Below are 17,764 nucleotides of genomic sequence, written 5' to 3' on the forward strand. Positions count from 1 at the left end.
ATTTATGAAATGGCTTCACTTTTGCGGAACCTTGCTGCGCGCCGCCGTGCACGCCGTAACGGGGTTCTGGACCATCAAGACTGTTTTCCCCAAGCTGCCCCAGGCTGAGCAGGAGGCCCGCGTGCAGGCATGGGCCGGGGCCATGCTGCGCATTGTGGGCATTGAGCTGGTGGTCAACGGTACGCCCCCGGCAGGTGGCCCGGTGCTGCTGGTGGCCAACCATATTTCGTGGCTGGACATCCTGGTGATGCATGCCTCGCGGCACTGCCGTTTTGTCTCCAAAGCGGACGTGCGGGACTGGCCCTTTGTCCGTACGCTGTCCGACGGCGCAGGTTCGCTGTATATCGAGCGCGAGTCCCGGCGCGACGCCCATCGCGTCGTCACGCAAATGGCGGACCGCCTTCGCGCGGGCGACATCCTGGCGGTGTTTCCTGAAGGCACCACCGGCGACGGCATCACCCTCAAGCACTTTCACGCCAACCTCATCCAGGCGGCCATTGAAGCGTCTGTGCCGGTGCAGCCGGTGGCTCTGAAGTTCGTTGACGCCGCCAGCGGCGCGACCAGCTTTGCGCCCAGTTATGTGGATGACGAAACCTTGGTCGGATCAATCTGGCGGACCCTGACAGCGCCGCCGCTCAAGGCGGTCGTCACCTTTGGCCAGGCGCAGGCCCCGCAAGGCCAGACCCGGCGGGTGTGGGCACAGACGCTGCGCGAGGACATTGAGCGTCTGAGGCAGACGCAAGGACGCTGAAACGTCAGGCTGGTGTTATAGCCGGCGCCGCGCCAACTTCGCGCGGAAAGGTCACCACATGGTCGACCTCGGCACGTATGCCTATCCACTCGCCCAGCGCGTGGTTGTGGTGCGACGGCACATGCGCCATCACCGTCTCGCCAGTCTGCAGCTTGAGCGTATACAAAAACTCCGAGCCGCGAAACGCCTTGCGCACGATCTGCGCCTTCACCGGGGCGTTGTCATCATGCACGATGTCGTCGGCACGCAGCAGCACATCGCACAAGCCGCCGGCGTACGCCCCGGGCAGCGGGCACTCCAGCATGTCCGTCAGGTCACCGAGCGCGGTATGCACCACCACGTCGTCACCGTGTTGCTCGATATGGGCTTGTGCGAAGACCCCATGGCCGATGAAGTCAGCCACAAATCGGGTGGCAGGGCGGTGGTACAGCGCATAAGCCTCATCCCACTGGTGCAGTTTGCCCTGGTGCATTACGCCGATGCGGTCGCCGATGGCAAAAGCCTCCAGCTGGTCATGTGTGACGAACAGCGCTGTGGCGCCAGCCGCCTTCAGGATGCCGCGCACCTCGTGCGCCAGGCGCTCGCGCAGGTCCACGTCCAGGTTGGAAAAAGGCTCATCCAGCAGCAGCAGGCGTGGCTGCGGCGCCAGCGCGCGCGCCAGTGCCACGCGTTGCTGCTGGCCGCCTGAAAGCTCATGCGGAAAGCGCTTGTGCACATTGCCCAAGCCGACCAGCTCCAGCACGTCTCCGACGCGCTGCTTGCGCTGAGCGGGTGTTAGATGAGTGAGCCCGAAGGCCACGTTGTGCGCGGCATCCAGATGCGGAAACAGCGCGTAGTCCTGAAACACCATGCCAATGCGGCGGGATTCGGCCGGCACATGCAAGGCGGCGGTGCTCACCACATCCTTTGCCAGCGTAATGCTGCCGGCATTGGCCCGTTCAAGGCCAGCCACTGCGCGCAGCAAGGTGGTTTTGCCGCAACCTGAAGGCCCGATCAGAACGCCGATTTCCCCTGCCTGGAGGCTGAACGACACGCCGTCCACGGCGGGTTTTGAGCGGCCGGCGTAGTGCACGCCCAACTGGGAGATATCCAGAAACATGCAGACAATTGTAGATGCTTACAATTCTCATTTGCAGTGACTGACTGCAAAAGCGTGGCGAACGCAGGCGGGGGCAGGGCTCCTTCCCGCGAGAGGCCTTTTTGCTGAGGCTTTCCGGGGCTCCATGTTTCGCCGATATTTCCCTTCTGTTGTGCTGTTTTTGCTGGTTGGGCTGCTGACGCTGCCGGTGCTGGCCGTCGCCTTGTCCTGGCTGCAGTTCAACAGCGATGCGCAATCCATCCTGCTGCAGATGCTGCAGACCGTGTTGCCCGATTACACGCGCACATCACTGCTGCTGTGCCTGTGCGTGGCCTTTGGCGTGGCGGTGGTGGGAATGGCCACCGCCAGCATGGTCACGCTGTTTGATTTCCCCGGGCGCCGGGTGTTTGAGTGGGCCTTGCTGCTGCCGCTGGCCATGCCGGCCTATGTGCTGGCCTATGCGTATACCGACTTTCTCCAATACGCCGGCCCGCTGCAGACCTGGCTGCGTGCCAGCTTCGGCCTGCAGGGCCGGCTGCTGCCCGAGGTGCGCAGCCTGGGGGGTGCCGTACTGGTCTTCACCGTCGCGCTCTACCCCTATGTGTACCTGCTTGCGCGCACGGCCCTGTCTGAGCGCGCCGTGCACCTGATGGAAGCGGCGCGCCTGCTGGGCGCACCGCTGTCGCGCCGCATCCGCGGTGTAGCGCTGCCGCTGGCGCGGCCTGCCGTGGCCGCTGGTGTGGCGCTGGCGCTCATGGAAACACTGGCCGACTTCGGCGTCTCCAGCTATTTCGGCATCCAGACCTTCACCGCCGGCATCTACAAGGCGTGGCTCTCGATGGACAACCGCATCGCTGCGGCGCAGCTGGCGACCGTGCTGCTTTTCTTTGTCGCGCTGCTGCTGTGGATAGAGCACAGCGCGCAAAAGCGCATGCGCTTTGCCACCGGCCGCGGTGCACGCGCGGGCGCGCAAGACGCGGCCCCCGCGCAGTTGCGCGGCCTGCGCGCCGTTTCGGCCTGGCTCGTGTGCGCCGTGCCCATCGCGCTGGGCTTTGTGCTGCCGGTGCTCTTTATGCTGCGCCCGCTGGCGCTGGGCTGGGACAACCTGCTTTGGGACAAATTCATTGGCTGGACGCTCAGCAGCATTGGCCTCGCAGGCTTGAGCGCGCTGTTGGCCACCGCGCTTGCCTTGGGCTTGGCCTTTGCGGTGCGCCGGCAACCGGGCCTGCTCACCCGCGCTGCCGTGCACCTGGCGGGTCTGGGTTATGCCGTGCCCGGCGCGGTGATTGTGGTGGGCCTCTTGCTGCCTGTGAGCTGGCTGCAATCCGCCGCGCCGCAGACAAGCGCGGGCTACTGGGTCACCGCCACCATCCTCGGCGTGGTCTGGGCTTACCTGGTGCGCTTCAGCGCCGTGGCACTGCAAAGCCTGCAAAGCGGCTACTCGCGCATCCCGGCCAGCTTTGACGACAGCGCGCGCATGCTGGGCACCAGCGGTATGGGCATCCTCAGCCGCGTGCACTGGCCGCTGCTCAAGCGCTCGGTCGCGGCGGCCGGCTTGCTGGTGTTTGTCGATGTGATGAAAGAGCTGCCCGCCACGCTGGTGCTGCGGCCCTTCAACAGCGACACCCTGGCCGTGATCACCTACCAGCTCGCGCGCGACGAGCGGCTCGGTGAGGCCGCCTTGCCCGCGCTGGCGCTGGTGCTGGTGGGTTTGCTGCCCGTCGCGCTGCTCAGCCGCACACTGCGGTCTAAGTAAACGCAACCAGCCTGTCCCCGTCACCCGCACTCAGGCCTTGGCCTTGATGTAGCGGTATTCCTGTGTCGGGCCACCAAGCCGCAGGCTTCGGCGCGCACATCGTGCACATTGCCCAGCAGCTTGCAGAAGGAGGAAAAGGCTTCGCGACGTACTGCGCTTTTTCATCTTTGGTGTTGGCACCTCGCACCCCCTTGATGTCGAAAGAAAAACCGTTCTTGCCTTGGCTGGCCAGCGTGCTATGCAACTATGTTCCGGCCAGGAAGCCGTTGCGAATTTTGTTGCTTTCCTTCGCGCAATGGCGCGCTCTCGCAGCGCGGCACACAGCCCTGTAAGCATGAACCTACGCTCATCAAATACGGGGACCTACGGTGGGAGAAAAAGAACGAACTTATGGTGTGAATATGCCGCCCGGGAAGTAGCACGCAGCGAATAGGACATCAGTGCCACGGGCGAATTTATCAATTGACGTTCAGGAGGACACCATGAACAAAGACCGCGTGGAAGGCAACTGGCTTCAATTCAAAGGCAAGGTCAAAGAACAGTGGGGCAAGCTCACTGACGACGACCTTGATGTGATCGCCGGCAAACGCGACCAGTTGCTGGGCCGCATCCAGGAGCGCCACGGCCTCAGCAAGGATGAGGCTGAGAAGCAGGTCGCCGCCTGGAAGGACCGCAACCCGACCGATTTTTTTGAGCGTTATTGATCCGCCGTTGAGCGCTCCAGGGTCCATCCCCAACCAATCCATAACTCCAACTCATCCAAAGGAAAATCCATGAAAACCAAATTGCTGATGCTGACAGCCGTGATGTCTTGCGCTTTTGCCGGCCAGGCCCTGGCTATGACCAAAGAGGAACATAAAGCCCAGAGCGACCGCATCTCGGCCGACTACAAAGCCGGTCGCGACAAGTGCGCCACCTTGAAAGACAATGCCAAAGACATCTGCGTGGCCGAAGCCAAAGGCGCTGAAAAAGTCGCCAAGGCCGAACTGGAAGCCCAGTACAAGCCCAGCCCGCGCAACACCGAAAAGGTGGCTCTGGCCAAAGGCGATGCCGCCTACGACGCCGCCAAGGAAAAGTGCGACGACCTGAAAGGCAATGACAAGGACGTCTGCGTGAAAGATGCCAAAGCGGCCCACGTCAAAGCCAAGGAAGACGCCAAGGTCGCCAAGACCTCAGCCGACACCAGCAAGAACAAGACTGAAAAAGTGACCGAAGCCAGGAAGGACGCCAACGCCGAAAAGCGCGAGGCCAATTACAAGGCCGCCAAAGAACGCTGCGATGCCCTCACCGGAACCGCCAAGGACAGCTGCCAGAACGATGCCAAGGCGAAGTACGGCATGAAGTAAGCTGCCCACCGGTTGGCCTCGGCAAGGCCTGTCGGAATGGCAACCCCAATCCCGGTCCTGCATTTGCAGCCCGGGATTTTTTATTCCTTGCTATCAAATGAATAGCTGCTTGCGCACGATGCGAATGATCTGTCGGCAATTTGTGCAAAAAATGGCACGAAGACCGCGAAAAGCCACCGACCGCAGGCCATGCGCCTGAGCCCGCGCGCGGCATTTTCCCTCAGCGGCCCCCGCGCTGCGCATCCCATCCTGCGCCCGTAAAATCGGGGCCTTTGGGATTCAGCGGCTGCCTTCATGGCGACTGCCCTGATCCCCATCAGTTCCAGCAAAGGTACGCATGATTGTTCAGGATGGTTTGCCCGCTCGCGAACGCTTGCGTGCGTTGCTGGTCATCGTTCTCGGTATTGTCATGGCGGTGCTCGACGGGACCATCGTCAACCTGGCGCTGCCGGACATCGCCCGAGAACTGAACGCCGCGCCCGCCCAGTCCATCTGGGTCGTCAACGCCTACCAGGTCGCCACGCTGGCGCTCTTGCTGCCGCTGGCCACATTAGGCGACATCATCGGTTACCGTCGCGTTTACCTGGCGGGCATGGCCGTGTTCACGCTGGCCTCGCTGCTCTGTGCGCTGGCTGATTCATTGACCACACTGGCGCTGGCCCGCGTGCTGCAGGGCTTGGGCGCGGCTGGCCTCATGAGCGTCAACACCGCGCTGGTTCGGCTCATCTACCCCAAACACCTGCTCGGCCGCGGCATCGCCATTAACTCGCTGGTGGTGGCCACCGCCTCGGTGGCCGGCCCGTCGATTGCGGCCGGCATTCTTTCCGTCGGTTCGTGGCCGTGGCTGTTTGCGCTCAATGTGCCATTCGGCCTGATGTCGTTGTGGTGGGGTCGAAAGGCCCTGCCCGAGAACACCGCCAAGGCAGAGAGCCTCAAGCTCTCACTGGTCGATGTGGTGCTCAACGCCCTGATGTTCGGCCTGGTGTTCCTGGGCGTAGACGGCCTGGGTGTACGTGTGGAAGCTGTGCCGGGTGCTGCATCATCCTTGTGGCTGCCGCTGGCCGAGCTGGCCGCCGGAATCGTCATCGGCGTGATCTACGTGCGCCGCCAGCTGGCCATGCCCGTGCCGCTATTCCCGCTTGATTTGCTGCGCATTCCCGTGTTCGCGCTGTCCATGGGCACGTCGATAGGCGCCTTCTGCGCGCAGACGCTGGCCTATATCTGTCTGCCCTTTTTGCTGCTGGGCAGCTACGGCTTCAGCCACCTCGAGGCGGGCTTGCTGCTCACCGCCTGGCCGCTGGCGATTGTGGTGACTTCGCCGCTGGTGGGCCGGCTCATAGGGCGCTATCCAGGCGGCCTGCTGGGCGGCGTTGGCATGGCCATGCTCTGCCTGGGGTTGGTGTTGCTGGCCGTGTTGCCCGTGCATCCGGCGCAGGCCGACATCGTCTGGCGCATGGCGCTGTGCGGCATCGGCTACGGCCTCTTTCAGTCACCCAACAACCACACCATCATCACCTCGGCGCCCGCACACCGCAGCGGCGGCGCCAGCGGCATGCTGGGCACGGCGCGTTTGACGGGACAGACATTGGGCGCGGTTTTGCTGGCGATGATTTTTGCCGTGTCCAGTCCCGGCGAAGGCGGTCAGGGTCCCTTGATTGCCCTTTGGCTGGCCGCTGCCTTTGCCGCCACGGCCGGTGTTTGCAGCGCCTTGCGCATGACGCAGGCAGCACGAACCAAAACTCAGACGGATTAAACGACGGGCGCCTGCAGGCCCGCCGCCCGGTGCACCTCGACGCGGATTTCTTCGGTAAGTTTTGCCTTGAGATCCGTGAAAACCGGGGTCGTCTTTACCGAGTAATGCCGTGGATGCTCCAGGGGCACCGCAATGTCGCACTTGATGCGGCCCGGTCTTGCGCTCATGACGACCACGCGGCTGCCCATAAAGATGGCCTCATCGATGTCATGCGTCACGAACAGCACGGTTTTCTGCTCGGCCTCCCAGATGCCTTGCAGCAGCTCCTGCATCAGCTCGCGCGTCTGATGGTCGAGTGCGCCGAAGGGCTCGTCCATCAGCAGGATGCGCGGGTTGTTGGCAAGGGCACGAGCGAGTGCTGTGCGTTGTTGCATGCCGCCCGAGAGCTGCTTGGGGAAATGGTTCTCAAATCCCTGCAGTCCGACCTTCTTGATGAATTGGTGCGCGATATCGTGCTGCTTTTCCAGTGGCATGCCTTTTTCCCGCAGGCCAAAGCAGACGTTTTGCAAAATCGTGAGCCACGGAAAGAGCGTGTAGCTCTGGAACACCATGCCGCGGTCCGCGCCAGGGCCCGCTATGGGTTTGCCGTCCAGCACGATGGTGCCGCTTGTGGGGATGTCCAGCCCGGCGACCATGCGCAGCAGGGTGGACTTGCCGCAGCCTGAAGGGCCGAGGATGGTGATGAAGTCGTTCTCGGCAACCGCCAGATCAGTTGCTTGCAGCGCGACGGTGCCGGGGCCCTTGTTGGCGGCAAAGGTTTTCGACAGCTGGTTGACGGTCAGGATCGGTGTGGAGGAAGAAGTCATCGGCCTAACTGAGCCCACGGGAAAAGTTTTCTATTGAGCGCTTTAAATACCAGGTCGGTGACCAGGCCGAATACACCAATGACGATAATGCCGAAGATGATCTGGTCTGTCGCTAGCAGTGCCTGGCTGTCAGTGATCATGTGGCCGATGCCGCTGGACGCGCCTATCAGCTCCGCGACGATCACATAGGTCCAGGCCCAGCCCAGTACCATGCGCAAGGTCTCGGCAATCTCGGGCGCTGCACTGGGCAGCAGCACGCGCACCACGATGCCGCGGTCGGCCGCGCCCAACGTGTAGGCCGCCTCGACCAGGTCGCGCCGGGTATTGCCGACGCTCACGGCAATCATCAACACCAGTTGAAAGAAGGAGCCGATAAAAATCACGGCGAGCTTCTGTGCCTCTCCGATACCTGCCCAGAGGATGAGCAGCGGAATAAACGCAGAGGCGGGCAGGTAACGCGCAAAGCTCACAAAGGGTTCAAAGAACGCTTCAACCGGTTTGTAGGCGCCCATCATCACCCCCAGCGGAACGGCCAGCAAGGCGGCAATCGCAAAGCCGCCCAGTACCCGCCAGACCGTCATGCCAATGTCCTTGGCGAAACCCTGGTTGGCCAGCAGGTCGTAACCTGACTTAACCATGGTGATGGGGTCGGCCAGAAATGTCTTGGAGACATAGCCGCCCAGCGTGAAGATGGCCCACACCACGAAGAAGAGAACGAAGAAACTCACACCCAGCGCGATGCGCGCGCCGGGCGAGACGGGTTGTAGTGGCCGCATGCTTTCGCGTGCTTACTTGAGAAAACGCGTGTCGGCGAGCTTGCTCATATCAGGCAGCGCCTTGATGATGCCGGCTTCCAGCAGCAGGTCAGCCGCTTCCTTGCTGAAGGCGGCATGTTCGCCGGCAAAGAATTTCTGGTTGGCCGCGCGGTCTTGCCAGCGCAGGTATTTGGACGAGGCCTCAAAGGCTTCGCCGGTCTGCTTCACGTCGGCGCCCATGATTTCGAAGCTCTTTTTCGGTTCTTTCTGGATCATCTCGACGGCCTCAAAGTAGCTGTCGGCCAGGGCCTTGGCAGCCTTGGGGTTTTCAGACAGGAACTTGGGCGTGCAACCGAAGGTGTCCATCACCATGGGGTAGTCAAGTGTGGTGGCGAGGATCTTGCCGGCCTCTGGCTTGGCGCGCACTGCGCCCAGGTAGGGCTCGTAAGTCATCGCGGCATCCACGCCGTCGGTGCCGGCAATCATGGCGTTTGCCGCGGCCTGCGGCTCAAGGTTGACTACCTTCACGTCCTTGGTGCTCATGCCGTTTTTCTTCAGCATCCACGCCAGGGCGAAATAGGGCGAGGTGCCGGGCGCGCTGGCGGCCACGGTTTTGCCTTTGAGGTCAGTGATTTTGGTGATGGCGGGCTTGACCACCATGCCGTCTGCGCCGTAGCTCTTGTCGAGCTGGAAGATCTGCGTGGTGGCCACACCGTTGGCGTTCCACACCACCCAGGTCTCGACTGTGGTGGCGGCGCACTGCACGTCACCTGAAGCAATCGCCAGGTGGCGGTCTTTTTGTGGAATCTTTTTGATCGACACATCAAGCCCGTTCTTCTTGAAGATGCCGGCTTCTTTGGCCAGGGTCAGCGGGGCAAAACCTGTCCAGCCGGAGATACCGACGGCGACTTTGGTTTCTTGCGCGTGGGCGCTGCCCATGGCGAGAGCTGCGACGCCGGCCAGCATCGAAAGGGCGAGTTGTTTCTTCATGAAGTTGCTCCTGTTGGGGGTATCGACTGAGGTATTGCTAATGTATGCAGGCTTCATGCCAGCCGCAAGGCGGTCAACTCGGTGATTTGGGCTTCTCCGGCCAGGCCAATACGTCCACCCGCTACCAATTGGTGCACCTTCTCCATGTCGGGTGCAAGGCTGCGGTCATGCATCATGGCCGGAGAGGCTTGGCGCACCAGTTGCAGCACGCCTTCCAGCACAGCGGAGCTCTTGAGCGGGCGCAAGAATTCAATGCCCTGCGCGGCGGCCAACAGTTCGATGGCGACGATGTATTCGGTATTGCGCAACATGGGCTGAAGCCGGCGCGCCGCGAAGGTGGCCATGCTCACATGGTCTTCCTGGTTGGCCGAGGTCGGCAGGCTGTCGACGCTGGCGGGGTGGGCCAGTGATTTGTTTTCAGAGGCCAGCGCGGCGGCTGTGACATGCACGATCATGAAGCCAGAGTTGAGGCCCGGCTCGGGTGTGAGGAAGGCCGGCAAGCGCGAGGCCACGGTATCGACCAGCATGGCGATGCGGCGCTCGGTAATCGCGCCGATTTCGGCAATGGCAACGGCCAGTGCGTCGCAAGCCAGCGCAACCGGTTCTGCGTGGAAGTTTCCCCCTGAGAGCAGCGTTGCGTCATCGGCAAACACCAGCGGGTTGTCGGTCACGGCGTTGGCTTCGCGCATCAGCACCTGCGTGGCATAACGCATCTGGTCCAGGCAGGCGCCCATCACCTGCGGCTGGCAGCGCAGGCAGTAAGGGTCTTGCACGCGGTCGTCGCCCTCAAGGTGCGAGCGGCGGATCTCGCTGCCCACCATGATGGCGCGGTAGGCGGCGGCGCAGTCGATCTGGCCCGGCTGGCCGCGCACCGCGTGAATGCGCGGATCAAACGGTCCGTCGCTGCCGCGGGCGGCGTCCAGTGTGACAGCGCCCGAGATCACGGCGGCTTCAAACAGTCGGTCGGTGGCGAGCAGCGCATCCAGCGCCAGCGCGGTCGAGACCTGCGTGCCGTTGATCAGTGCCAGGCCTTCCTTGGCCGACAGCTTGACCGGCGTGATGGCGGCTTGCTTGAGTGCCTCAGCTGCGGCGATGCGCTGGCCCTGATAGAAGACTTCGCCTTCGCCAATCAGCGGCAGGCACAGGTGAGCCAGTGGCGCGAGGTCGCCCGAAGCGCCGACCGAGCCCTGGCAAGGGATCACGGGTGTGAGGCCCTTGTTGTAGAGCGCCATCAGGGTGTCGATGACGACCTCACGCACACCTGAGAAGCCGCGCGCCAGGCTCGCGGCCTTGAGCAGCAGCACCAGGCGCACCACGCGTTCGGGCATGGGCTCGCCCACACCCACGGCATGTGAGCGCAGCAGGTTGAGCTGCAGTGTTTCAAGATCAGCCTGAGCGATGCGCTGGTTGGCCAGCTTGCCGAAGCCGGTGTTGACGCCGTAGACAGCGTCGCCGCCCTGCGCGGCCTTTTGCACCAGCGCGGCGCTGGCGCGAATGCCTGTCGTGGCGGCTGGATCAATGGCAAGCAGCGGGCGGCTGGTATGGATATCCCGCAGCTGTGCCAGCGTCAGCAGGCCGGGTTGGATGGTGATCTTCATGGTGTTGTATCTGGAAAAGGAGGAGGTTGCGGTGTCATAGGTGCCTGGCGGCGCTATGGATATGACTACCGCTATCGCGCATCTGTTCAGTCGCCCAGCATGGGCAGGTTCAGCCCGTTGTCTTTGGCGCATTGTTTGGCGATGTCATAGCCTGCATCGGCATGACGCATCACACCGGTGGCCGGGTCATTGAACAGCACGCGGCTTAATTTCTCGGAGGCCTCGGCAGTGCCGTCGCACACGATGACCACGCCCGAGTGCTGCGAATAGCCCATGCCGACACCGCCGCCATGGTGCAGGCTGACCCAGGTCGCTCCGCTGGCGGTGTTGAGGAGCGCGTTTAGCAACGGCCAGTCGCTCACGGCATCGCTGCCGTCTTTCATGGCCTCGGTCTCGCGGTTGGGCGAGGCGACGGAGCCGCTGTCCAGGTGGTCGCGGCCGATCACGATGGGGCCTTTGAGCTCACCGTTTTTCACCATCTCGTTAAAGGCCAGGCCCGCCAGGTGGCGCTCGCCCAGTCCTATCCAGCAGATGCGCGCCGGCAGGCCCTGAAAAGCGATGCGCTCTTCGGCCATGTCCAGCCAGCGGTGCAGGTGTTTGTTGTTGGGGAAGAGCTCTTTCATCTTCGCGTCGGTTTTCTGGATGTCCTCCGGGTCGCCTGAGAGTGCCACCCAACGGAAGGGGCCGACCCCACGGCAGAACAGCGGGCGAATGTAGGCGGGCACAAAGCCGGGGTAGTCAAAGGCGTTGTCGACGCCGAAATCCTTGGCAACCTGGCGCAGGTTGTTGCCGTAGTCCACCGTGGGAATGCCCATTTCGTGGAAGGCCAGCATGGCTTTGACGTGCGCCACGCAGGATTCGCCGGCGGCTTTTGTCAGTGCGGCATGCTGCGCAGGGTCTTTTTGCGCGGCGCGCCATTGCGCCACCGTCCAGCCGGCGGGCAAGTAACCATTGATGATGTCGTGGGCCGAGGTCTGGTCGGTGACGATGTCGGGGCGAATGCCGCCCGCCTTGGCGCGCTTGACCAGCTCGGGAACAATTTCGGCCGCATTACCGCACAGGGCGATGGAAACGGCCTCCTTGCGTGAGGTGTGGTACCTGATCATCTCCAGCGCTTCGTCAAGGTCTTTGGCCTGCTTGTCGACATAACGTGTGCGCAGCCGGAAGTCGATGCTGGACTGCTGGCACTCGATGTTGAGCGAGCAGGCGCCGGCAAAGGTAGCAGCCAGCGGCTGCGCGCCACCCATGCCGCCCAGGCCGGCAGTCAGCACCCAACGGCCGGCCAGGTCGCCGTTGAAATGCTGGCGGCCCGCTTCCACAAAGGTTTCATACGTGCCTTGCACGATGCCCTGGGTGCCGATGTAGATCCAGCTGCCGGCCGTCATCTGGCCGTACATCATCAGGCCCGCGCGGTCCAGTTCGTTGAAATGCTCCCAGGTCGCCCACTTGGGTACCAGGTTGGAATTGGCGATCAGCACGCGCGGCGCGCCCGTGTGGGTGCGGAACACGCCAACCGGCTTGCCCGACTGCACCAGCAGGGTTTCGTCGGCTTTGAGTTTGCGCAGGGAATCAAGGATGGCGTCAAAGGCCGGCCAGTTGCGGGCCGCCTTGCCGATGCCGCCGTATACCACCAGCTCGTCGGGGTTTTCGGCGACTTCCGGGTCCAGGTTGTTCTGGATCATGCGGTAGGCCGCCTCGATTTGCCAGTTGGCGCAGGTAAGGGTGCTGCCGCGGGGCGCACGCACGGGGCGGGCCTTGCTATCCAGAAAAGGGGTTTGGGAAAGATCGGACATGAGATTGCTCCGGAGAAGACGGGATAACAGGGGAATTTCACAGCGCCAGAAAAAGGAATCAACCAGGAATCAACCGGCGATGGGATAAATCGTAGTTGTCTATACAACTTGTGTCAACTGCGGTAATCTATGGTTTGTGCGCAAAAGCCGGCCCGGCAACCCTGACTGGCCGATGAAGGGTCGGACTTTTGCGGTGACAATGTTTTTTTACACACGCGAGCATTCCGCTGAACCATGGCCACCACACCACTGCCTGCCTACGGTCAGGTCAAGGCATTCATCAAAAAACGCATCAGCACCGGCACCTGGAAGCCCGGCGACCCGGTGCCCAGCGAAGCTGTACTGATGGAGCAGTTCGGCGTGAGCCGCATGACGGTCAACCGGGCGCTGCGCGAGTTGATGGGCGAGGGCATGGTTACGCGCATCCAGGGCTCCGGCACTTTTGTGGCGGAGCTGCACCGCATTTCTTCCACCCTGACCATTCGTGACATTCACGAGGAGGTTGTCGAACGCGGGCATGTGCATACCTCGCGCGTGCTGCTCGCTGAATCTGAAAAAGCCAGCGCCGACCTGGCGCGCACCCTGGGCCTGCGGGCGGGCGGGCGGGTGTTTCACACCATATTGATTCACCTGGAGAATGGCGTGCCGATTCAGTATGAAGACCGCTATGTGAACCCGGCAGCGGCACCCGACTATTTAAAGACCGACTTCACCCAGACCACACCCACCCATCATTTGCTGGAACAGGCGCCGCTCACCGAGGCCAGCTATTCCATTGAGGCCTGCCTGCCCTCGGCGTTGGAGGCCAAACACCTGGACATCAAGCCGGCAGAGGCGTGCCTCGCCATGATGCGGCGGACCGTGAGCGGCAGCAACATCGCCAGTGTGGCGCGCCTGGTGTACCCGGGATCGCGCTACAGCTTTGCGGGAAAGTTTCAGGCGTGACATCTTCGAATGGTTCCGGCTGGAACGTCGTGCGGCTGGCCGACATTGCGGCGACGCCGTGGCGCAATGGCGGCGGTGTGACGCGCGAGCTGGCCATGTGGCCCAATGCGGGTGACTGGGTCTGGCGCATGTCGGTGGCCGATGTGGACAAGAGCGGGCCTTTTTCGAAGTTCGATGGCATCGAGCGATGGTTTGCGGTGCTCGAAGGCGCGGGCGTGCAGCTGGATGTGGCGGGTGTTCCGCACCGTGTGACGGCCGAGGATGCTCCGCTCTTCTTTGATGGGGCTGCTATAACGAATTGCGAGTTGATAGACGGCAAGACGCGGGATTTCAACCTGATGGTGCGCCGTGGGAGCGAGCTATCCCGCATGGTTCGAGTGGCCGGGCGTTTCTCGGAAACGTTACGTGCTATGAAAATGATAGCTGTCTACGCTCATCAATTGGGCGCTACCGTGCTATTTGATGAAGAAGTTTTGCAGCTGGAGCCCGCCAGCCTGGCCTGGCGCACGGTGACGGGCAGTGCGGCGGTGCGAATTTCCGCACAGCACGCCCTCTGGATGGAGATCCCCGCATGAGCCTGAAACTCTGGACAAACTGCCGCGTGGCCACGCTGCAAGCCGGTGCTGCGCAGGCTTATGGTTTGATAGAAGACGCTGCATTGGTGGTGGACGGCGAATCCCTTGCGTGGGTTGGCCCGCGTGCCGATGTGCCCCCAGATCTTCTGGCTCGCTGCACCACGCAGCACGATGCCGACGGTGCATTGATCACGCCCGGCCTTATCGATTGCCACACCCACCTCGTTTATGGCGGCGACCGCGCCCATGAATTTGAGTTGCGGCTCAACGGCGCGACCTATGAAGAGATTGCTCGCGCCGGCGGCGGCATCGCCTCTACCGTGAAAGCGACCCGGGCTGCCACTGCGCAGCAGCTGCAAGCGCAGAGCGCAGCCAGGCTGCAGCGCCTGATCGCCGAAGGCGTGACCACACTCGAGATCAAGTCCGGCTACGGCCTGGCGTTGGAGCACGAACGCAAGACGCTGTCAGTGGCGCGCGCGCTGGGCCGGACCCATGCGGTGGATGTTCGCACCACTTTCCTGGGTGCACATGCGGTGCCGGCTGAATTTGCCGGCCGCACAGACGCCTATGTCGACGCCGTACTGGAAATGCTGCCAGTGCTGCATGCCGAAGGACTGGTTGATGCGGTCGACGCGTTTTGCGAGCGCATTGCTTTCAGCCCCGCGCAGACCGAGCGGGTCTTTGCCGCGGCCAAGGCCCTGGGCGTTCCTGTCAAGCTGCATGCCGAGCAGCTCAGCGACAGTGGTGGCGCGCAGCTGGCGGCGCACTATGGCGCGCTCAGCTGCGATCACCTGGAATGGTTGTCGGCCGAGGGCGCGCAAGCCATGGCGGCGGCGAGTTCGGTGGCAGTGCTGCTGCCCGGCGCGTTTTACTTTCTGCGTGAAACCAAGCTGCCGCCCGTGGCCTTGCTGCGTGAGCACGGCGTACCGATGGCGATTTCTACCGACTGCAACCCGGGCAGCTCGCCTTGCACCTCTTTGCTGCTGATGCTCAACATGGCGTGCACGCTGTTCCGCCTGACGCCTGAAGAAGCGCTGGCTGGCGTCACGCGCCATGCTGCAGCGGCCTTGGGCCTGCGGGATCGGGGCGTGCTGGCAGCCGGCGTGCGGGCTGATTTTGTACTGTGGGGCGTTGAGCGGCCGGCGGAGCTGAGCTACGCCTTTGGTGCGAACCCGCGCCTTCAAACAGTTTTCAAGGGACAGGTCTTATGAACGAACGCTCGAGCGAAGTTTTTACATTGCACCAGGGTATGGTTCCCCTGCTGGTCAGCATGCCGCACATCGGCACCGAGATGCCGGCCGAACTCAAGGGCGCCTACACCGATGAAGCCCTCCGGGTCGAGGACACCGACTGGCATCTGCATCTGCTTTACAACTTTCTGCCGGCGCTGGGCGCCAGCGTGTTGCGGCCGCGTTATTCGCGTTATGTGATTGACCTGAACCGCCCGCCCGACGATGCGCCCATGTACCCCGGTGCATCCAACACCGAGCTGTGCCCCACGCGGTTTTTCAACGGTGCGCCGCTCTACAAACCTGGCTATGAGCCAGCGCCCGCTGAACGCGCGCGCCGTCGCGAGGCCTACTGGCAGCCCTACCATTCGGCGCTGGCCGGTGAGCTGGCGCGGCTGAAAGCCCAGCACGGCTTTGCCTTGTTGTGGGATGCGCACAGCATCCGTTCGCAAATTCCCTGGCTGTTTGAAGGCAAGCTGCCTGACCTCAACATCGGCACGGCGAGCGGCGCGAGTGCGAACGCAGCCATCACCGATGCGGTGGTGAAAGCCTGCGCCACGGCGCCCCGCATCACCACCGCCGTTAACGGCCGCTTCAAGGGTGGCTACATCACGCGCCACTATGGCCAGCCGGCCAGCGATGTGCATGCCGTGCAGCTTGAGATGTGCCAGAGCCTCTATATGCAGGAAGTGCCTCCCTACGCGTACGACGAAATTCTGGCATCAAAAGTTCAGCCCTTGTTAGAGAAAATGGTCTCCAGCGCGCTGCTGGAATGCGTGAGCAGCTATGAAAAGTGAAGCAAGGCGTTTTTTCGCCGAAGCAGCCTGGGTGAAAGGTGCGTGGTCCAAAGACGTTTTACTGACGGTCGCCGGCAACGGCACCTGGCAAAGCGTGGAGCCCGGGGCTACGGCGCAGCAGCAGGAAGGCGCCACGCGTCTGTCTGGCCCGGTCCTGCCTGGTCTGGTCAACGCGCACAGCCATGCCTTTCAGCGCGCGATGGCGGGCCTGACGGAGCGCCGCAGCGGGGGCGCCCATGCATCCGACGATTTCTGGAGCTGGCGCGACCGCATGTATACCGCAGCCAACCGCATCACGCCCGAACAGCTCGAAGCGATTGCAAGCCAGCTCTATGCCGAGCTGCTGGCCGGCGGCTATACCCAGGTCTGTGACTTCCATTACCTGCATAACGACGTCAGCGGAACGCCCTATGCCAACCCAATTGAGATGTCGCTGGCGCTGGTGCGCGCCGCGCAACGCACGGGTATTGGCCTCACTTTGCTGCCCACGCTCTACATGCGTTCGGGCTTCAAGGCTAGCGGCCTGCGTGAAGACCAGCGCCGGTTTTCATCCACGCCCGAGAGCGTGATGCGCATGGTCGAAGACATCCAGCGCCAGACAAAGGGCGATGCGCGCATCAATGCGGGTGTGGCTGTTCACTCATTGCGTGCCGCCAGCCCGGCCGCGCTGCACGAGCTCACAGGCGCGGCCAAAGCAGCGGGTCTTCCGGTGCACATCCATATCGCCGAGCAGACGCAGGAAGTTGAAGACTGCATGGAGCACACCGGCCAGCGCCCGATTGAATGGCTACTCAACAACGCCGATGTCGATGCCTGCTGGAACCTGGTGCACGCCACCCATGCCACGCCGGCCGAGCTGCAAGGCGTGCAAGGCAAGGGCGCATCCATCGTGATCTGCCCGGCGACTGAAGCAAATCTGGGCGACGGCGTGTTTGATTTGCCGGCCTACGCAGCCGCAGGCGGCAAGTGGTCCATAGGCTCCGACAGCCACGTCACCCGCAGCTGGCCCGAAGAGCTGCGCCTGCTCGAATATTCGCAACGCCTCACGCTGCGCCAGCGCAACATTGCCGCCCGCATCCTGGGCCACGAGAGCAGCGCGGCCGGCTTGTTCGAAGCCGCACTGGCGGGCGGTTTCCCCGCAACTGGCCTGATGCAGGGTGGTTTCGCGCCCGGGCATCGGGCGGACTTCATGACGCTGGATCCCGGTTCGCCCGCGTTGCTGGGTGTGCCGGTTCACCATCTGCTGGATGCGCTGGTGTTTTCGAGCCCAGGCGGAGTGGTTGGCGAGGTATTTGTAGCCGGGGAGCGTGTACTGGCCAGCGGGCCAGGTGCAGAGAAAAGGCGGCAGCTCGCAGAAAACTTCAGCCAGACCATGCGCGAACTATGGCGTTGAAAGGCCAAAGGTCGCCAAGTGCACCGTTATGTGCGAAATAGCGTTCCGGGCCAATAGTGACGGGCGCAAGCAGCTATTAAAACAGGAGCATGTGGTACCACCAACAGGAATCGAACCTGTATCTAGCGCTTAGGAGGCACTCGTTCTATCCATTGAACTATGGCGGCACTTCTCTTGGAGAAGCTGCAATTGTATTCGG

At 62.7% G+C, this 17,764-nt stretch carries 16 protein-coding genes and 1 tRNA gene; 10 read left to right on the forward strand and 7 right to left on the reverse strand.

Annotated features, from left to right (window positions below):
• The first annotated feature begins 4 nt into the window (after positions 1 to 4).
• On the forward strand, positions 5 to 751 hold the full coding sequence (locus AC1DY9_RS12475; protein WP_457281030.1) for a lysophospholipid acyltransferase family protein: 747 nt from the start codon (positions 5 to 7) through the stop codon (positions 749 to 751).
• Positions 752 to 755: 4 nt separating this feature from the next.
• On the opposite strand, the gene AC1DY9_RS12480 is transcribed toward AC1DY9_RS12475, so the two are convergent.
• Complete coding sequence (locus AC1DY9_RS12480; RefSeq protein WP_457281029.1) at positions 756 to 1,850, reverse strand: ABC transporter ATP-binding protein; 1,095 nt, start codon at positions 1,848 to 1,850, stop codon at positions 756 to 758.
• 124 nt (positions 1,851 to 1,974) lie between these two features.
• Here AC1DY9_RS12480 and AC1DY9_RS12485 point away from each other — a divergent pair, with 124 nt between their 5' ends.
• The 4 genes from AC1DY9_RS12485 (at position 1,975) to AC1DY9_RS12500 (ending at position 6,684) form a co-directional block, all read left to right on the forward strand.
• Positions 1,975 to 3,585 (forward strand): ABC transporter permease, encoded by a 1,611-nt coding sequence (locus AC1DY9_RS12485; protein WP_457281028.1) that lies wholly within the window; start codon positions 1,975 to 1,977, stop codon positions 3,583 to 3,585.
• Positions 3,586 to 4,067: 482 nt separating this feature from the next.
• On the forward strand, positions 4,068 to 4,289 hold the full coding sequence (locus tag AC1DY9_RS12490; RefSeq protein ID WP_457281027.1) for a CsbD family protein: 222 nt from the start codon (positions 4,068 to 4,070) through the stop codon (positions 4,287 to 4,289).
• A gap of 69 nt (positions 4,290 to 4,358) precedes the next feature.
• Positions 4,359 to 4,931 carry a hypothetical protein gene (locus AC1DY9_RS12495; RefSeq protein ID WP_477666641.1) on the forward strand — a complete coding sequence of 191 codons (573 nt, stop codon included), beginning with the start codon at positions 4,359 to 4,361 and terminating at the stop codon, positions 4,929 to 4,931.
• A gap of 337 nt (positions 4,932 to 5,268) precedes the next feature.
• A complete protein-coding gene (locus tag AC1DY9_RS12500) occupies positions 5,269 to 6,684 on the forward strand; it encodes an MFS transporter (protein ID WP_457281025.1) in 1,416 nt (471 codons plus the stop codon).
• On the opposite strand, the gene AC1DY9_RS12505 is transcribed toward AC1DY9_RS12500, so the two are convergent.
• The 5 genes from AC1DY9_RS12505 to hutU all read right to left on the reverse strand — a co-directional run bounded on the left by AC1DY9_RS12505 (position 6,681) and on the right by hutU (position 12,626).
• Entirely contained in the window at positions 6,681 to 7,490 is an 810-nt protein-coding gene (locus tag AC1DY9_RS12505) for an ABC transporter ATP-binding protein (protein ID WP_477666642.1), read from the reverse strand. The genes AC1DY9_RS12500 and AC1DY9_RS12505 overlap by 4 nt on opposite strands.
• Positions 7,487 to 8,266, reverse strand: a complete 780-nt coding sequence (locus AC1DY9_RS12510) for an ABC transporter permease (RefSeq protein WP_457281023.1) — start codon at positions 8,264 to 8,266, stop codon at positions 7,487 to 7,489. The genes AC1DY9_RS12505 and AC1DY9_RS12510 overlap by 4 nt, the downstream gene beginning before the upstream one ends.
• Before the next feature lie 12 nt (positions 8,267 to 8,278).
• Positions 8,279 to 9,235, reverse strand: coding sequence for an ABC transporter substrate-binding protein (locus tag AC1DY9_RS12515; RefSeq protein WP_457281022.1), 957 nt, complete (start codon positions 9,233 to 9,235; stop codon positions 8,279 to 8,281).
• Positions 9,236 to 9,288: 53 nt separating this feature from the next.
• Positions 9,289 to 10,833, reverse strand: a complete 1,545-nt coding sequence (hutH, locus tag AC1DY9_RS12520) for a histidine ammonia-lyase (protein WP_457281021.1) — start codon at positions 10,831 to 10,833, stop codon at positions 9,289 to 9,291.
• An 86-nt stretch (positions 10,834 to 10,919) separates the two neighbouring features.
• A complete protein-coding gene (gene hutU / locus AC1DY9_RS12525; RefSeq protein WP_477666643.1) occupies positions 10,920 to 12,626 on the reverse strand; it encodes a urocanate hydratase in 1,707 nt (568 codons plus the stop codon).
• Positions 12,627 to 12,860: 234 nt separating this feature from the next.
• Here hutU and hutC point away from each other — a divergent pair, with 234 nt between their 5' ends.
• The 5 genes from hutC to AC1DY9_RS12550 are packed head-to-tail and all read left to right on the forward strand — an operon-like array spanning position 12,861 to position 17,565.
• Positions 12,861 to 13,571, forward strand: coding sequence for a histidine utilization repressor (hutC, locus tag AC1DY9_RS12530; protein WP_457281019.1), 711 nt, complete (start codon positions 12,861 to 12,863; stop codon positions 13,569 to 13,571).
• A complete protein-coding gene (locus tag AC1DY9_RS12535) occupies positions 13,568 to 14,146 on the forward strand; it encodes a HutD/Ves family protein (RefSeq protein ID WP_457281018.1) in 579 nt (192 codons plus the stop codon). Before hutC ends, AC1DY9_RS12535 begins: the two co-directional genes overlap by 4 nt.
• Positions 14,143 to 15,357 (forward strand): imidazolonepropionase, encoded by a 1,215-nt coding sequence (gene hutI / locus AC1DY9_RS12540; RefSeq protein WP_477666644.1) that lies wholly within the window; start codon positions 14,143 to 14,145, stop codon positions 15,355 to 15,357. Before AC1DY9_RS12535 ends, hutI begins: the two co-directional genes overlap by 4 nt.
• Positions 15,354 to 16,172, forward strand: a complete 819-nt coding sequence (hutG, locus tag AC1DY9_RS12545; RefSeq protein WP_477666645.1) for an N-formylglutamate deformylase — start codon at positions 15,354 to 15,356, stop codon at positions 16,170 to 16,172. Before hutI ends, hutG begins: the two co-directional genes overlap by 4 nt.
• A complete protein-coding gene (locus AC1DY9_RS12550) occupies positions 16,162 to 17,565 on the forward strand; it encodes a formimidoylglutamate deiminase (RefSeq protein WP_477666646.1) in 1,404 nt (467 codons plus the stop codon). The genes hutG and AC1DY9_RS12550 overlap by 11 nt, the downstream gene beginning before the upstream one ends.
• Before the next feature lie 92 nt (positions 17,566 to 17,657).
• Here the strand turns inward: AC1DY9_RS12550 and AC1DY9_RS12555 are convergent.
• A tRNA-Arg gene (locus tag AC1DY9_RS12555) sits at positions 17,658 to 17,732 on the reverse strand.
• Positions 17,733 to 17,764: the final 32 nt, after the last annotated feature.

The organism is Polaromonas sp. P1_F6, from assembly GCF_056405695.1.

What these genes read in the sequence shown, in the direction of transcription:
- hutH (WP_457281021.1), bottom strand. Translation starts at nt 10,833, where the DNA reads ATGAAGATCACCATCCAACCCGGCCTGCTGACGCTGGCACAGCTGCGG.
- AC1DY9_RS12475 (WP_457281030.1), top strand. Translation starts at nt 5, where the DNA reads ATGAAATGGCTTCACTTTTGCGGAACCTTGCTGCGCGCCGCCGTGCAC.
- AC1DY9_RS12490 (WP_457281027.1), top strand. Translation starts at nt 4,068, where the DNA reads ATGAACAAAGACCGCGTGGAAGGCAACTGGCTTCAATTCAAAGGCAAG.
- AC1DY9_RS12485 (WP_457281028.1), top strand. Translation starts at nt 1,975, where the DNA reads ATGTTTCGCCGATATTTCCCTTCTGTTGTGCTGTTTTTGCTGGTTGGG.
- AC1DY9_RS12505 (WP_477666642.1), bottom strand. Translation starts at nt 7,490, where the DNA reads ATGACTTCTTCCTCCACACCGATCCTGACCGTCAACCAGCTGTCGAAA.
- hutI (WP_477666644.1), top strand. Translation starts at nt 14,143, where the DNA reads ATGAGCCTGAAACTCTGGACAAACTGCCGCGTGGCCACGCTGCAAGCC.
- AC1DY9_RS12515 (WP_457281022.1), bottom strand. Translation starts at nt 9,235, where the DNA reads ATGAAGAAACAACTCGCCCTTTCGATGCTGGCCGGCGTCGCAGCTCTC.
- AC1DY9_RS12495 (WP_477666641.1), top strand. Translation starts at nt 4,359, where the DNA reads ATGAAAACCAAATTGCTGATGCTGACAGCCGTGATGTCTTGCGCTTTT.
- AC1DY9_RS12480 (WP_457281029.1), bottom strand. Translation starts at nt 1,850, where the DNA reads ATGTTTCTGGATATCTCCCAGTTGGGCGTGCACTACGCCGGCCGCTCA.
- hutU (WP_477666643.1), bottom strand. Translation starts at nt 12,626, where the DNA reads ATGTCCGATCTTTCCCAAACCCCTTTTCTGGATAGCAAGGCCCGCCCC.
- AC1DY9_RS12510 (WP_457281023.1), bottom strand. Translation starts at nt 8,266, where the DNA reads ATGCGGCCACTACAACCCGTCTCGCCCGGCGCGCGCATCGCGCTGGGT.
- hutG (WP_477666645.1), top strand. Translation starts at nt 15,354, where the DNA reads ATGAACGAACGCTCGAGCGAAGTTTTTACATTGCACCAGGGTATGGTT.
- AC1DY9_RS12550 (WP_477666646.1), top strand. Translation starts at nt 16,162, where the DNA reads ATGAAAAGTGAAGCAAGGCGTTTTTTCGCCGAAGCAGCCTGGGTGAAA.
- hutC (WP_457281019.1), top strand. Translation starts at nt 12,861, where the DNA reads ATGGCCACCACACCACTGCCTGCCTACGGTCAGGTCAAGGCATTCATC.
- AC1DY9_RS12500 (WP_457281025.1), top strand. Translation starts at nt 5,269, where the DNA reads ATGATTGTTCAGGATGGTTTGCCCGCTCGCGAACGCTTGCGTGCGTTG.